We start from the raw sequence: 14792 nt of genomic DNA on the forward strand, positions 1-14792 counted from the left end.
CCACGGCTCACAGCCCCTTGGTCTTGATCGTGATCGTGCTGCCTTCGGGGGCGTTCTGCCCGGCCGGCACCGACTGGGTGTCGACCGTGTTGCTGAAGGAGATCAGCGGCCGGTCCACCTTCACCTTGAAGCCTGCGGCCTCCAGCGCCTTGCGGGCCGCGTCCACGTCCTGGCCGGTCACGTTCGGGACCGGAAGCTGCCGGGGGCCCTTGGACACGGTCAGCGTGACCGTGTCCCCGGCCGCGGCCTGGGTGCCGGCGCCGATCGACTGGTTGGCGACCGTACCGGCCGCGAAGGGGGCGTTGACCTGCTCGGGAGCCGTCGCGACCTTGAGGCCCGCGGCCTCCAGGGTCGCCTTCGCCTGGTCCGCGGGGAGCCCGGTCACGCTCGGCACCGGCACCGGGCGGCCCTTGCTGACGACGAGCGAGACCGCCGTGTCGGGCGCCCGCTTCTCGCCGCCCGCCGGATTGGTGCTGATCACCGAACCCTGGGCGATGTCCTGGCTGAAGGCCTGCGTCACCATGCCGGGCGCCAGCCCGGACTGCGTCAGCTCGGCCTGGGCCTCCTCCAGGGGCCGGCCCTTCAGGTTGGGCACGGCCACGACCTCGGGACCGCGCGAGATGGTGATCTTCACCGCGCCGTTGCCGCGGATCCGCCGCCCGCCCGGGGGATCGGTGTTCATCACCGTCCCGCGGTCGAAGGCGTCGCTGAACTTCCGGTCCACGCCCTTGACCCCGAGCCCGGCCGCGGACAGCTCGGAGCGGGCCTGCGCCTCGGTCTTGCCGAGCAGGTTCGGGACCTTCGTGAACTGCCCCGAGCTGATGTACCAGACGCCCACCCCGAGCCCGAGCGCGAGCAGCACGCCCGCGACGACGAGCAGCACCCCGCGCCGGGGCCGCCGCGCGGAGGCCCCGGCGGGGCGGTGCGCGGGCGGCGCGGGCGGGGCGGCCGGCATCTCCAGGCGGGAGGTGTGCTGCACGGGCTGCTGTGCGGACACCGGACGCGGGATCACGCCCGTACGGTCCTCGGCGGACGAGCGCTCCTCGGCGTGCGCCTGCGGCGGTACGGCGTCCAGCTCGGCGTCGCTGAGCAGCGCGCGGGCCTCTCGGGTGAGGCCGAGCAGGGCCGCCGCGTCGTAGGGACGCAGCTCGGGATTGCGGGCGGCGGCCTGCGCGACCAGCTCGTCGAGCGCGATGGAGAGCCCCGGGACCACGGCGGACGGGGGCGGGACGTCCTCGTGCAGGTGCTGGTAGAGGACCTGCGCGGCGGTCCCGCCGAGGTGGGGCTTGGAGCCGGTGAGCATCTCGTAGAGGACGACACCGCAGGCGTAGACGTCCACGCGGGTGTCGGTGATGCCGTTCTCGATCTGCTCCGGGGCGAGGTAGGAGACGGTGCCGAGGACGGAGCCGGTGGTGTTGGTCACCGAGTCGACGGACCGGACCAGCCCGAAGTCCGCGACCTTCACCCGGCCGTCGTCCCCGATCAGCACGTTCTCGGGCTTCATGTCCCGGTGAACGAAGCCGGCCCGGTGGGCGGCGCCGAGGGCGGCGAGGACCGGTTCGAGGATGTCGAGGGCGGCCCGCGGCTGGAGCGCGCCGCGCTCGCGGAGCACGTCGCGCAGGGTGCAGCCGGAGACGTACTCCATGGCCAGGTAGACGTACGGTCCGTCCGTGCCCTGGTCGAAGACGGCGACCACGTTCGGATGCGCGAGCCGGGCGACGGACTTCGCCTCACGGATGAACCGGTCCACGAAGGCGGCGTCGGCGGCGAGGGCCGGATGCATCACCTTGAGGGCGAGCACCCGGTCGAGGCGGGTGTCGACGGCCCGGTAGACCGTGGCCATGCCGCCGGCCGCGATGCGGGCGTCGATGCGGTAGCGGCCGTCGAGCACGCGCCCGACGAGAGGGTCATCCAGGGTCGTATCCACCCGCCGATTCTACGAGCCGCCCCACACCACCCGCCCCGGGCGGGTCGCCTTGCAGCGCACCTGTGACGCGGGACCCGGCGCGAGCGCGGGCGTGAGCTGGGCGGGGGCGCGAGCTGGGCGGGGTGGGGCGGGGTGTGGCCCGGGGGCGGTGGCTCCGGGTGCGGTGTGCGGGAGCCGGGCGGGGTCGGGTGGTGGGGCGGGGGTCCGGAGGGCGGGAGCCGGGCGGGCGGGGCCGGGTGGTGGGGCGGCGGCGCTGGAGGGCGGGAGCTGCTCGGGCGGAGTCGGGTGGTGGGGCGGTGGCTGCGGTGTGCGGGAGCCGCTGGGGCGGTGGTCAGTGATGTGTATGGGGGTTTCCCGTCAGTCTCATCGTCTCTCCGTGTCGTGCCGGTCCCTCAAGGGCGCTCCTCCTTCGTCGTCGCGTCGCTTCGCGATGGCCTGACGGCCACCCTTGACCGACCGTCCCGCCCCGGAAATCCGAAGACTGCCGAGAAGCCCCCAAAAGAACGAGCCGGGCACTCAAGGATCAGGACGGGGCGGCCAGAGATGCCCTGCCTTGTCGGGGGTGGGGATGGCCGAGAGGCGGGGCCCATTCAGACCGGGGACCGGTTCGGGGGAGGCGCGTCCAATCGCTACGTGCTCCTCATCTCTCAGCGTCCGACGACCGTCTTGGGCTGGACATAGGCCGCCCACCATCCCCAGCGACTTCCCAGTCTCGGCGTCCGACGACCGTCTGCGGCTGGGCATAAGCAGCCCACGACCCTTGGGCACTCCCCTTTGACGGCGGCCGACGGTATGCGCGCCCGCCCAGGTGTCATGGGGTCCTCTTTGGCTGCGTCTGACCGTCGTCCTGGGGTGAAAAGGCGTGGGACTGCGGCTATTTCGTCGTGGATGCAGGTCAGCGCATGTGGGTGGTCCAGTAGGTCGCTAATTTGCCCCAATTGCCCCTGTATGGGCGCTGGTTTCTGGTGTCGTGTTGGCGCTGACCCGATTCCACGACGGAATAGTGGAGGTTTCGGCCGCCAGTCCTCCTCAGAGACTCTCATCAGCCCCCAACCGGCCGCCGGTCGCAGTCTCGGAGAAGCGCATAGCGATTTGAGGCGGCTCAATGCCCAGCGCCGGCCGGTCGTCGGACGCAAGTCGGGCAGCGGACCGGCCTGGTGGGCGGCTTGTGCCCGGCCCCGGCCGGTCGTCGGACGCAGGCCGGGCGTCGGGATCGAGGTCGTGGGCGGCCTATGTCCAGCCCAGGACGGACTGGAGACGCTGAGAGGTGGGGAGCGCGTAGCGATGTGGTGCGCTACCCCCGGTCCGGGCCGGGGTCTGGATGGGCCCCGCCTCGGGAACGTCCCTACCCCCGTCCGGGCAGGGGGTCTCTGACTACCCCGTCCCTTAGAGCCTGGACCGGCTCGTTCTTTTGGGGGCTTCTCGGCAGTCTTCGGATTTCCGGGGCGGGACGGTCGGTCAAGGGTGGCCGCAAGGCCATCGCGAAGCGACGCGACGAAGGAGCGCCCTTGAGGGACCGGCCCGACACGGAGAGACGATGAGACTGACGGGAAACCCCCATACACATCCCTGACCACCGAATGAGCGGAACAGCCCCTCCGCAGCCACCGCCCCGCATGACGGCGCCGCCGGTCCGTCCGCACCGTCTCCCGGTCCCGCGTCAGCAGGGCGGTCCGGATGGCGCCGATGCCGAGGGGCGGGTGGGCAGCCGCCGTCCGGGGGCGGGGGGTCGCGGGGGTGAAGGCCCCGCGCGCGGGCACCAGTACGCCCCCTCAGAACGCCGGGCGTTCCGGGTCCAGGGCGGCGCGGCCCTCGATGGGGGAGGAGGCTTCGGCGAAGCGGCGTTGGGGGATGCGGCCCGCGCGGAAGGCGAGGCGACCCGCCGAGACGGCGTCCCGCATGGCCGACGCCATGAGGACCGGCTCCTGCGCGCGGGTCACCGCCGAGGCCAGCATCACCGCCGCGCAGCCCAGTTCCATCGCGAGGGCCGCGTCGGAGGCCGTGCCCGCGCCTGCGTCCAGGATGACCGGTACCGTCGCGCGCTCCGTGATCAGCTCGAAGTTGTGCGGGTTGCGGATGCCCATGCCGGACCCGATGGGGGAGCCGAGTGGCATGATCGCCGCGCAGCCCACGTCCTCCAGCTTCCGCGCGAGCACCGGGTCGTCGTTGGTGTAGGGGAGGACCGTGAAGCCCTCGTCCACCAGGATCTCGGCGGCGTCCAGCAGCTCGACGCCGTCGGGCAGGAGGGTGCGTTCGTCCGCGACCACCTCCAGCTTGATCCAGTCCGTGCCGAGGGCCTCCCGGGCCAGCCGGGCCGTGAGTACGGCCTCGCCGGCCGTGAAGCAGCCGGCCGTGTTGGGGAGGACGGAGATGCCGAGCTTGGTCAGGACGGACAGGACGGAGCCCTGGACCGTGGGGTCCAGCCGTCGCATCGCGACCGTGGTGAGTTCGGTGCCGGACGCGACGAGGGCGCGTTCCAGGACGTCCAGGCTCGGGGCTCCGCCGGTGCCCATGATCAGGCGGGAGCCGAAGGTCCGGCCGCCGAGCGTGAGGAGGTCGTCCGCCATGTCGCTCAGCCTCCCTGTACCGCGGTGAGGATCTCGACCCGGTCGCCGTCGCCGACGACGGTGGCCGGCCACTGCCCGCGCGGGACCACGGTCTCGTTGAGTGCCGCGGCGACGCCGGAAGGGGCGGTGGTCAGGGTCGCGACGACCGTGTCGAGGGTCGCGCCGGCCGCGATCTCGCGCGGTTCGCCGTTGACGGAGATGGTCATGCGTACGACTCCTGACGTTCGGCGGAGAACCGGCGGGGGGTGAAGGGGCGCGCGATCTCCGGCAGTTCGCCGGTGGTCAGCAGCTCGGCGAGGACCTCGCCGGTGAGCGGGGTCAGCAGCACCCCGTTGCGGTAGTGCCCGGTGGCCAGGTGCAGGCCCGGCAGGTCGGTCGGGCCGAGCAGCGGGGCGTTGTCGGGGGATCCGGGGCGCAGTCCCGCCCGGGTCTCGGTGAGCGGGAGTTCGGTGATGCCGGGGACCAGTTCGTGGGCGTCGCGCAGGAGTTCGTAGACCCCGCCCGCGGTGACGGTGGTGTCCCAGCCGAGTTCCTCGCTGGTGGCGCCGATGACGAGTTCGCCGTTCTCGCGCGGCACCAGGTAGACGTGGCTGCCGCGTACGACGGCGCGTACGGTCCGCGACAGGAACGGCGTGTACGCCGCCGGCACCGTGAGCCGCAGGACCTGGCCCTTGACCGGCCGTACGGGGGCCGCGACCTCCGGCGGTACGCCCGCCAGCCGGCCGGTGAGCGAGCCCGCGGCGAGGACGACCTGGTCGGCGAGCAGTTCCGTACCGTCGCCGAGGAGGGCGCCCGTGGCCCGGTCGCGGGTGGTGAGCAGCCGCTCCGCGGCCGTCCGGTGGATGGTGACGCCGGCCCGTTCGCAGGCGGCCAGCAGGGCGGCCGCGAGCCGGCGGGGGTCCACCTGGTGATCGCCGTCGACGCGCAGGCCGCCGCGTACGCCCGGGGCGAGCATGGGCTCCAGGCGGCGGCACTCGCGGCCGGTGAGCCACTCGGACTCCAGGCCGCAGCGGCGCTGGAGGGCGTGCAGTTCGCGCAGGTGGAGGCGGTCGTCGGAGTCGAGGGCGACGGCGAGGGTGCCGCAGGCGCGGTAGCCGATGTCCAGGCCGCCGCTCGCCTCGGCGAGCTCGGCGGCGAACTGCGGATAGCGTGCGGCGGAGGCGAGGCCGAGGCCGAGCAGGGCTTCCTCGCCGTAGTGCAGTTCGGTGACGGGGGCGAGCATGCCGGCCGCGACCTGGGCGGCGCCGCCGCCGGGTGCCGGGTCGGCGAGTACGGTGCTCAGGCCGCGCTCGGCGGCCCGCCAGGCCGTGACCAGGCCGATGATTCCGCCCCCGATGACGAGGACGTCGGATCCCGTGGCGGAACCCTTCCGAGATGAGTGCATGGGCGTCCAGCCCCTCCCTTCGCCGGCATGACCCGGATCAGGTTCGTACGGTCGGAGGCCGGCCAGCCTCCCTCTCAGCCCGGTGCGCCGGACTCCCGCGATAGGTACGGTGGCCAGACTAACCCGGTCGTGGAGGGCGGGTAAGGCGGCACCTATTCCTGACGGAGCGTCAGATGATTAGGCTGGCCGCGTGAGCGAGCAGACGGAACAGAATCAGCGCGGCGTCGTGATCGTCGGCGCCGGAATGGCCGGGGTGCAGACCGCGGTCGCCCTGCGCGAACAGGGCTTCACCGGCCCGGTGACCCTGCTGGGAGCCGAACCCCACCAGCCGTACGACCGGCCCCCGCTGTCCAAGGCGGTCCTCCTCGGCAAGGCCGAGGACTCCGCCTTCGACGTGGACTTCGAAGGCCTCGACATCGACCTCAGGCTCGGCACGGAGGTCACCGGACTGCGCGCCGCCGTCCACGAGCTGGACACCGAGGCGGGACCGGTCCCGTACGGAATCCTCGTGCTGGCGACCGGCGCGCAGCCGCTGACCCTGCCCGGCACCGAGGGCGTCCCGGGCGTCCACCTGCTGCGCACGCTGGACGACGCCGCCCGGCTGCGCCCGGTGCTGGCCGCGTCGCCCCGCGCCGTGGTCGTCGGTGCGGGCTGGATCGGCGCGGAGTTCGCCACCGCCGCCCGGGAAGCGGGCTGCGAGGTCACCGTGGTCGAGGCGGCGGACCGGGTGCTGGCGGGCGCGCTGCCCGCCGAGGTCACCGAGCCGATGGCGCGCTGGTACCGGGAGGCCGGCGCGGAGCTGATCACCGGGGCCAAGGTCGCCGGGGTCGACGAGGGCCGGGTCCTGCTGGCGGACGGACGGGTCCTGCCCGCCGGCGCCGTCGTGGTGGGCATCGGCGCGCGCCCCGCGACCGGATGGCTGGACGGGACCGGCGTGGAACGCGGCCCGGACGGCTCGGTCACCGCGGACGCGTACCTGCGGACCTCGCTGCCCGACGTGTACGCGGTCGGCGACTGCGCCTCCTTCCCGTCGGGGCGGTACGGGACGCGGCTGCTCGTGCACCACTGGGACAACGCGCTCCAGGGGCCGCGGACGGTCGCGGCGAACATCCTGGCCGGGGAGCCGGCCCAGGTCTACGACCCGGTGCCGTACTTCTGGTCGGAGCAGTTCGGGCGCTTCGTGCAGTACGCCGGACACCACGGCGGGGCCGACACCCTGCTCCTGCGCGGGGACCCGGCGGGTCCCGCCTGGTCGGTGTGCTGGCTGCGCGACGGCGCGCTGGTCGCCGTCCTGGCCGTGGGCCGTCCGCGCGACCTGGCGCAGGGCCGCAAGCTCATCGAGACGGGCGTCCCCGTGGACCCCGCCAAGGTCGCCGACCCCGGGACCCCGCTGAAGTCGGCCACCGCCTGACGCCACCGCCTGACGGCCACCGCCCGACGGCTCGGCCCCGCGACCCGGACGGGGCCGCTCAGGTACCGGCGGCGGAGCCGAGATGGCAGGCTTGTGCCTGTGACCGAGATTGACGCAAAGATCGATGCCCTTGTCCCCTCGTGGCTGTACCTCCCCGACATCGCGGAGATGCTGGACATCGAGGTGACCCGGGTCCGCCAGATGGTCAAGGAAGGGCAGCTCATCGCCGTCCGCCGGGGCGAGAACCGCTCCCTGCAGGTGCCGGCCCCCTTCATCGACGGCGACAAGGTCGTCAAGGGCCTCGTCGGTCTGCTGACCGTGCTGCGCGACGACCGCTTCACCGAGGAGGAGATCCTGGAATGGCTCTTCACCGAGGATCCGACCCTGCCCGGCACCCCCGTGCAGGCGCTGAGTGAGAATCGCGGCACGGAGGTGAAGCGCCGCGCTCAGGCGCTCGCCCTCTGACCTGATCGCCTTCGCTCCACAGCGGTGTACGGGCCCCGGCCCGTACACCGCCTCCATCACGGGGGGTACCACCCATGCAGCTGTCCGACGCCCGGCTCTACCTCTGCACGGACGCCCGCAGGCGCCAGGGTGACCTCCCCGAGTTCCTCGACGCCGTGCTCTCCTCCGGCGTGGACATCGTCCAGCTCCGCGACAAGGGCATGGAGGCGGGGGAGGAGCTCGAACACCTCCAGGTCTTCGCCGAGGCCGCCCGCCGCCACGGCAAGCTCCTCGCCGTGAACGACCGCGCCGACGTCGCCCATGCCATCAACTCCGACGTCCTGCACCTCGGCCAGGGCGACATCCCCGTCCCCGCGGCCCGCGCCATCCTCGGCGAGCGGGTGCTGATCGGCCGGTCCTGCCACGCCGAGGGCGAGGTCGACGCGGCCGTCGCCGAAGCCGGCGTGGACTACTTCTGCACCGGCCCCTGCTGGCCCACCCCCACCAAGCCCGGCCGCCACGCCCCGGGCCTCGACCTGGTCCGGTACGCGGCATCGCTGGAGCAGGACCGCCCCTGGTTCGCCATCGGCGGCATCGACGGATCGAACCTGGACGAGGTACTGGACGCCGGCGCCACCCGCATCGTGGTCGTCCGCGCCCTCACCGAGGCCACCGACCCCGGCGCGGCCGCCGCGGAGCTCGCCAAGCGGGTCCGGGCCCGCCTCGGCTGAGTCCCGCCGCCCGGACGGAGGGCGGTCCGCATACACCCGTACGGCCGCCTTCCGGCCGGAGCGCGCACTCCAAGTGTCCAAAAACGTGTCCAAAACGTGGACAAGGCTTCGGCGTCCGCCGGGCCGCGTCTAACCTGCCCACATGGCCTCTGGTACCGCTTCCACCTGGTCGGATCGCGCACACACGGTCCGTGACCTCCTCGCGTCCGGCCGCTCGTACTCCTTCGAGTTCTGGGCCCCGAAGACCGAGAAGGGCGAACGCAACCTCTGGAACGCCCTGCGCCGGGTCGAGGCGGTATCCCCGAGTTTCGTCTCCGTGACCTACGGAGCCGGCGGCTCCACCCGCGGCGGCACCGTCAAGGCCACCCAGGAGATCGCCGCCGACACCACCCTCACCCCCGTCGCGCACCTCACCGCCGTGGACCACTCCATCGCCGAGCTGCGCCACGTCATCGGCCAGTTCGCCGACGCCGGGATCCGCAACATGCTCGCCCTGCGCGGAGACCCGCCGGGCGACCCGATGGCCGACTGGGTGGCGCACCCCGAGGGCGTGCACTACGCCGCCGACCTGGTGCGGCTGCTCAAGGAGTCCGGGGACTTCTGCGTCGGCGTCGCGGCCTTCCCCGAGATGCACCCGCGATCCACCGACTGGGATACGGACATCCGGCACTTCGTGGACAAGTGCCGTGCGGGCGCGGACTATGCGATCACCCAGATGTTCTTCGATCCCGAGAATTATCTGCGGCTGCGCGACAGCGTCGAGAAGGCGGGCTGCGAGACCCCGATCATCCCCGAGGTCATGCCTGTTGTGGGTATCAAGCAGCTCGACCGACTGCCCCAACTCAGCACCGCGCTCTTCCCCGCGGACGTGAAAGAGCGCATGCTCGCCGTCAAGGACGACCCGGCCGCTGTACGCTCCATTGGCATCGAGTTCGCCACGGAGTTCTGCGCGCGACTGCTGTCCGAGGGTGTCCCGGGGCTGCACTTCATCACGCTCAACAATTCCACGGCGACGCTCGAAATCTACGAGAACCTGGGCCTGCACCAGCGGGCCTGAGCGGCCGTCCCCCGTTCCCGCGCCGGCGGCCGTACCGAGAGGGGCCATGCATGGGAATGACGGTCCTCTACATCGCGTTCGGTTTCGTCGCGCTGTGGCTGCTTGCCGAGGTCCTGATGCAGTACAAGGCCCGGCTCCGCTGGCGCCTGCTCGCCTTCGCCGGCTTCCTCGGCGTGGTCGCCGGGGTGATACTGCCGTCGGTGCCGGTCATCGGCGCCGGCGCGCTGGCGTTCGCCGTGGGCCAGACCCTGGTGACCCTGTCCTTCCGCAAGGGCTTCGTCGCCGGCTGGGCGCTGCGCCGCGGCGGGGAGCCCGTCCGGCAGACACGCCGCCGCCGGGCCGCGGGCTCCAAGCAGGAGCCGGCCCTCCAGGTCACCGCGCTGCAGTACGAGGACGCGGCCGCGGCCGAGGACGGAGCCGCGCAGGAGCGGCCGTTCCGGGACGCGCCCCCGGACGTCTACAGCCCGGAGCCCGTGCCCGAGGACACCGGGTCCTACGGGATACAGAGTTTCGCGCCCCCCGAGGTCGACCGGACGGCCGCCTTCGCCTCGCCGTTCACCACGGCCGAGCAGGACGCCCACCAGTACGCGGCGTACTACGACCAGCAGAACCAGGGCGGCTACGACTACTCGGGCGGCTACCCGACGGGTGACCAGCAGCAGGTCTACGCCGCCTACTCGGACCCGTACATCGGCACCGGCGGCGGAATGGCCCCGCCCCCGGCGTACGACTACACGCCGTACGCCGGCTACGGGCAGCAGCAGTACTCCACGGACACCCCGCCCGGCGGCGTCTGGGTCCCGCAGCAGCGGTCCACCGACGGGGCCGGCCAGTCCTACCCGATGGAGGACCAGGGCGAGCCGCCGCAGCAGTACCCGTACCCCCAGCAGGGCGGGTACGAGCAGTACCGCTACTGACGGCTCACTGGGAGCCGCGGAACTCCGCGCCCTCCACGATCAGTCCGGCCACCAGGGCCCCGGTCATCCCGGCGTGCGCCAGCCCGCCGCCGGGGTGGGCCCAGCCGCCCGCCAGGTACAGCCCGGGCACGGCCGTGGTGTTGGCCGGCTGGAGCAGCCGGCCCCCGGCCCCCGCGAGGGCGGGCGGGGGCACCGCGCCGCCGAGCGCACCCGTCGCCGCCTCGACGTCGGCCGCGGTGCGCACCTCCTGCCACAACAGCCGCTCCCGCAGCCCCTGGACGGCGTTCTCCGCGAGGTTCAGCAGCTCGGCGGGGTCCGAGGTCCCGGGCCCGGGCACGGCGCTCACGGTGACCGCCTCGTGCTCCTCGTCGGGCCGGGTGGCCGGGTCGTCCGGGCGCATGACGGTGACCTGCGCCCCGGAGACGTGCACCAGGGTGCGGTGCACGGCCGTGGCGGGGCGGGCGCCGCGCAGCGCGAGCAGGAGCGTGATCCGCCCCGGTACGCCGTCCCCGCGCGCGGGGACCGCCTCCGGCGGCCACGGCAGCGAACCGGCCGGCAGCTGCCGGGGGTCGATCCCGCACACGACGGTGTCGGCGGCCACCTCACCGCCGTCGGCCAGCCGCAGCCCGGCCGCCCGGCCGTCCGTGACCAGGACCTCCCGGACGTCCGCCCCGAAGACGAAGGCGACCTTGCGCTCCAGGCAGCGCTCGTACACGGCGGTGGCCAGGGCGCGCATCCCGCCGCGTACGTACCAGCTGCCGAAGGTCTGTTCCATGTACGGGAGCACGGCCGCCGAGGCGGGCGCGGTGGCGGGGTCGATCCCGTACCCGCGCACCAGGCCGGTCAGCAGCTCCGCGAGCGCGCCGCCCAGCTCCCGGTCGGCCACCTCGGCGAGGGTCGGGGTCCGGCGGCGCAGCAGGCCGCTGCGGCGCAGGGCCGGGTACGGGTCGACGCCCAGGGCCTGCCGGGCGCCGGGCCGCAGCGGCTCCTCCAGCAGCGGGCGGCGGGTGGCGTCCCAGGCGTCGCGGGCCCGGCCCAGGACGGCGTTCCAGCGTTCGCCGGCGCCCGGGCCGAAGGAGGATTCCAGGGCGGCGGCCACACCGCCGCGCGAGGCGCCGGGGAGGGTGACGTCGATGCCGTGGCGGGGGAGCAGGTGCCGGACGGCCGGGTCGACCTGGACCATGTCGACGCAGGTCTCCAGCGACCGCTTGCCGGTCTTCACGAAGAGGTCGCGGTAGACGGCCGGCAGGTGCAGCAGCCCGGGCCCGGTGTCGAAGGCGAAGCCCTCGCGCTCGTACCTGCCGACGGCTCCGCCGTAGGTCGTCCCGCGTTCGTACACCGTCACCTGGTGCCCCGCCACGGCCAGCCGGGCCGCCGTAGCCATCGCGCCCATGCCGGCGCCGATCACCGCAATTCGTGCCATGCGGCCGAGCCTATCGAGCCCCGTGGTGGCCCTGCGGTCAGCGGGGTGGGGCCCCGGTGGTCTCGCGGGCCTCGGCCGCCAGCCGCTTCTCCTCGCGGCGCTGGGCGCGGCGGCGCAGGAAGCGGCGGATCCGGCTCCAGAGGAAGATCAGTATGGCCAGTCCGGCGGCCAGCAGCACGGCCGCGATGATCGCGGCGGCCTCGGGGTTGAACATCGCGAAGGTGACGAGCCCGGCCACGCCGAGGTCCTCGGCGATGCTCATCCCCACGTTGGTGAAGGGCTCGGGGGAGGTGTTGATCGCCATCCGGGTGCCGGCTTTGACGAAATGGCTGGCCAGCGCGGTGGAGCCGCCGACCGCGGCGGCGGTGATGTCGGAGAGTGAACCGCTCTGCCCGGCCAGCAGCGCACCGATCACCGCGCCGGACACCGGGCGGATCACGGTGTGGACGGTGTCCCATATCGAGTCCATGTACGGGACCTTGTCGGCGATCGCCTCGCACAGGAACAGCACCGCCGCGACGACCAGCACGTCCGTGCGTTGCAGCGAGGCGGGGACGTCGTCGGTCAGGCCGGTACGGCCGAAGATGCCGAGCAGGAGGACCACGGCGTAAGCGTTGATCCCACTGGCCCAGCCGCTGGTGAAGACCAGGGGGAGCACACTCATCGGATCATCATGCCGTACGGATGCGCAGAAAAGTGAGGGGACGGCCGCACGGCGGCCATCCCCTCACCCACGTTGTCCGGGGCTACTGCCCCTGCTCGTCACGGCGGCGCTGCCACCGTTCCTCGATGCGGGTCATCATCGACCGACGCTGCCGGTTCCGGCCATGGGCCGAACCACCGGTACTTCCGGAGACGGGCTGCTCGCCAGGCTTGGGTGCCTTGCGCCAACCGGTGACCACCAGGACCGTACATCCCAGCATGACGAGGAAACCCACCACGCTGATCCAGAGCACGTTCGGAATGATCACACCGGTCATGAGGAGCGCGATACCCACCACAATGCCTGCGACTGCCTGGTAGACCCGTCGCCGGGTGTACGTACGCAGTCCGCTTCCCTCAAGCGCTGTCGCGAACTTGGGATCTTCGGCGTACAGCGCTCGCTCCATCTGCTCGAGCATTCGCTGCTCGTGCTCCGAGAGCGGCACGGGAGTCCTCCTCATCCGTCGGTCGCGGGGGTGGCGACCAGGGGTCCCCTTCAGGATAGGCGGGGAATCGCCCCCGTGACACCCGCCCTCTGCGTCGCGTTCCCATAGGACACGGCCCAGAAATGACGCAGCCGGTAAAAGCCTGCGTGAAAACCGTACCGCCGCGGGGGCGGTCACTGAGGCCCTTATTCCCCAATGGTCCGTCCACCATGCCGGTCTTGCACCTGATCATACGGGGCCGACCGGCGGATCGGAGGGTGTGTGGCCGACTCCGCGCGCGGAAGGTCGCAGTTCAGGCGTGCTTCTCGCCCAAGACGTGCAGCTGGGTGGCGACCGCGTGGAAGGCGGGGAGCTCGGCCGCGGCCTCCTCCAGACGCAGCAGGGCCTCCACGGCGCCGGGCTCGGTGTCCACGAGGACGCCGGGCACGAGGTCGGCGAAGATCCGCACGCCGTGCACCGCGCCGACCGCGAGGCCGGCGCCGCCGACCAGCTCGGAGAGCTGCTCGGCGGTGAAGCGGCGCGGCACCGGGTCGCCGGAGCCCCAGCGGCCGGCCGGGTCGGTGAGTGCCGTACGGGCCTCTGTGAAGTGCCCGGCGAGCGCGCGGGCCAGCACGGCCCCGCCGAGACCGGCGGCCAGCAGGCTGAGCGTGCCGCCGGCGCGCAGCGCGGCCACCGTGTTGGCCACGCCCTCCGCGGGGTCGTCCACGTACTCCAGCACGCCGTGGCAGAGCACCACGTCGTAGGCGTCCTGCTCGACGACGTCCAACAGGCCCTGGGCATCGCCCTGGACCCCGCGCACGAGATCGGCGACACCGGCCTCCGCGACCCGGCGCTCCAGCCCGAACAGCGCGTTCGGACTGGGGTCGACCACGGTGACCCGGTGGCCCAGACGGGCCACCGGCACGGCGAACTTGCCGGTGCCGCCACCGGTGTCGAGCACGTCCAGCACATCCCGCCCGGTCGCCTTCACCCGGCGGTCGAGCGCCTCCTTGAGGACCTCCCACACCACGGCGGTGCGGAGGGAGGCGCGGGGGCGGGAAGTGTCCGACACGGCTGATGGCTCCTCGGCGGGGTAAAGGGTGAGCGGTCCTGGCCCACCCTATTGCCTTCCGCCGCCGGGCAGCTCATCCCGCGTCCGGATGCTCCGGACGTGGCTGCGGCAGGGTCTGCGGCAGGGGCTGGGGCGCGGCCCGGACGGTGAGCATCCGCTCCACCAGGCGAAGGAACATCGAGGCCGCCCGCACCAGATCGTCGGCGTCCCGGCAGCTCGCCGCGTCCGCTATCCCCGCCTCGGCCCTGGCCCTGCGCGCGGCGCCGGAGGCGAAGAGCACGCTCCACTCCGCCAGCTCCGGCGCCAGCTCCGGCAGGACCTCCCACGCGCTGCGGATCCGGGGCCGGCGCCGCGGGTTCACCGGTTCCGGCCGGGCCCGCGCGGCGAGCACGGCGGCGGCGGTGCGCAGGGCGGCGAGGTGGGCGGTGGCGTAGCGCTCGTTGGGGCGGGTCAGCCGGGCGGCCTCGGCCAGGCCGCTGTGGGCCTTGGCCAGCAGGTCGAGGGCGGCCGGTGGGGCCGTCGACTTGCGCAGGACGGGGTGGACAGGGGACGGGGACGGTGTGGCCATGACGAACCTCCTGTCGATGCGTTGCCCCCATCGTGACGGGCCCCACTGACAATTGCGCTGACCTGCGCTTTTACGGTCACGAACCGGGCAACTGCCCCCTCCTGCGCACCTCGTGCGAAGAAGGGTGCTAGTTTTTGAACTGACCAGTCAGTTCAAAAAGAAGG

The 14792-nt window shown here is 73.0% G+C and carries 14 protein-coding genes and 1 riboswitch; of the genes, 5 read left to right on the plus strand and 9 right to left on the minus strand.

The features are described from left to right. Positions 1 to 7 precede the first annotated feature (7 nt). The 4 genes from pknB to thiO all read right to left on the minus strand — a co-directional run bounded on the left by pknB (position 8) and on the right by thiO (position 5878). The gene (gene pknB, locus Sspor_RS30140; protein ID WP_202201914.1) at positions 8 to 1927 is read right to left on the minus strand and encodes a Stk1 family PASTA domain-containing Ser/Thr kinase; all 1920 of its coding nucleotides are present in this window, start codon (positions 1925 to 1927) and stop codon (positions 8 to 10) included. A gap of 1772 nt (positions 1928 to 3699) precedes the next feature. Next, positions 3700 to 4494 carry a thiazole synthase gene (locus Sspor_RS30145; protein ID WP_202201915.1) on the minus strand — a complete coding sequence of 265 codons (795 nt, stop codon included), beginning with the start codon at positions 4492 to 4494 and terminating at the stop codon, positions 3700 to 3702. Positions 4495 to 4499: 5 nt separating this feature from the next. Next, a complete protein-coding gene (gene thiS, locus Sspor_RS30150) occupies positions 4500 to 4700 on the minus strand; it encodes a sulfur carrier protein ThiS (RefSeq protein WP_189736258.1) in 201 nt (66 codons plus the stop codon). Continuing rightward, positions 4697 to 5878, minus strand: coding sequence for a glycine oxidase ThiO (gene thiO / locus Sspor_RS30155; protein WP_202201916.1), 1182 nt, complete (start codon positions 5876 to 5878; stop codon positions 4697 to 4699). The genes thiS and thiO overlap by 4 nt, the downstream gene beginning before the upstream one ends. After that, a riboswitch (TPP riboswitch) is annotated at positions 5876 to 5987 on the minus strand. Its footprint overlaps the gene before it by 3 nt. A gap of 81 nt (positions 5988 to 6068) precedes the next feature. On the opposite strand from thiO, the gene Sspor_RS30160 reads away from it, so the two are divergent. The 5 genes from Sspor_RS30160 (at position 6069) to Sspor_RS30180 (ending at position 10438) form a co-directional block, all read left to right on the plus strand. Next, positions 6069 to 7289: an NAD(P)/FAD-dependent oxidoreductase gene (locus tag Sspor_RS30160; protein WP_202201917.1), complete on the plus strand. Its 1221-nt coding sequence runs from the start codon at positions 6069 to 6071 to the stop codon at positions 7287 to 7289. A gap of 99 nt (positions 7290 to 7388) precedes the next feature. Next, positions 7389 to 7754: an Rv2175c family DNA-binding protein gene (locus Sspor_RS30165; RefSeq protein WP_030385600.1), complete on the plus strand. Its 366-nt coding sequence runs from the start codon at positions 7389 to 7391 to the stop codon at positions 7752 to 7754. Between the two features lie 74 nt (positions 7755 to 7828). Beyond that, a complete protein-coding gene (thiE, locus tag Sspor_RS30170) occupies positions 7829 to 8464 on the plus strand; it encodes a thiamine phosphate synthase (RefSeq protein ID WP_202201918.1) in 636 nt (211 codons plus the stop codon). Between the two features lie 142 nt (positions 8465 to 8606). Further along, complete coding sequence (gene metF, locus Sspor_RS30175) at positions 8607 to 9521, plus strand: methylenetetrahydrofolate reductase [NAD(P)H] (protein WP_202201919.1); 915 nt, start codon at positions 8607 to 8609, stop codon at positions 9519 to 9521. Between the two features lie 50 nt (positions 9522 to 9571). Then, the gene (locus Sspor_RS30180; RefSeq protein ID WP_202201920.1) at positions 9572 to 10438 is read left to right on the plus strand and encodes a hypothetical protein; all 867 of its coding nucleotides are present in this window, start codon (positions 9572 to 9574) and stop codon (positions 10436 to 10438) included. Between the two features lie 4 nt (positions 10439 to 10442). Here the strand turns inward: Sspor_RS30180 and Sspor_RS30185 are convergent, their stop codons facing one another. From Sspor_RS30185 to Sspor_RS30205, 5 genes are all read right to left on the minus strand, one after another. After that, positions 10443 to 11861: a phytoene desaturase family protein gene (locus Sspor_RS30185; RefSeq protein WP_202201921.1), complete on the minus strand. Its 1419-nt coding sequence runs from the start codon at positions 11859 to 11861 to the stop codon at positions 10443 to 10445. A 37-nt stretch (positions 11862 to 11898) separates the two neighbouring features. Next, on the minus strand, positions 11899 to 12525 hold the full coding sequence (locus Sspor_RS30190; RefSeq protein WP_202201922.1) for a DUF4126 domain-containing protein: 627 nt from the start codon (positions 12523 to 12525) through the stop codon (positions 11899 to 11901). Between the two features lie 82 nt (positions 12526 to 12607). Beyond that, positions 12608 to 13009, minus strand: coding sequence for an SCO2097 family morphological protein (locus tag Sspor_RS30195; protein WP_189736243.1), 402 nt, complete (start codon positions 13007 to 13009; stop codon positions 12608 to 12610). Between the two features lie 292 nt (positions 13010 to 13301). Beyond that, on the minus strand, positions 13302 to 14060 hold the full coding sequence (locus tag Sspor_RS30200) for a methyltransferase (protein WP_202201923.1): 759 nt from the start codon (positions 14058 to 14060) through the stop codon (positions 13302 to 13304). 73 nt (positions 14061 to 14133) lie between these two features. Then, positions 14134 to 14628, minus strand: coding sequence for an SAV_6107 family HEPN domain-containing protein (locus tag Sspor_RS30205; RefSeq protein ID WP_202201924.1), 495 nt, complete (start codon positions 14626 to 14628; stop codon positions 14134 to 14136). Positions 14629 to 14792 lie beyond the last annotated feature (164 nt).

This window comes from Streptomyces spororaveus (assembly GCF_016755875.1).
Classification (GTDB): Bacteria; Actinomycetota; Actinomycetes; order Streptomycetales; family Streptomycetaceae; genus Streptomyces; species Streptomyces spororaveus.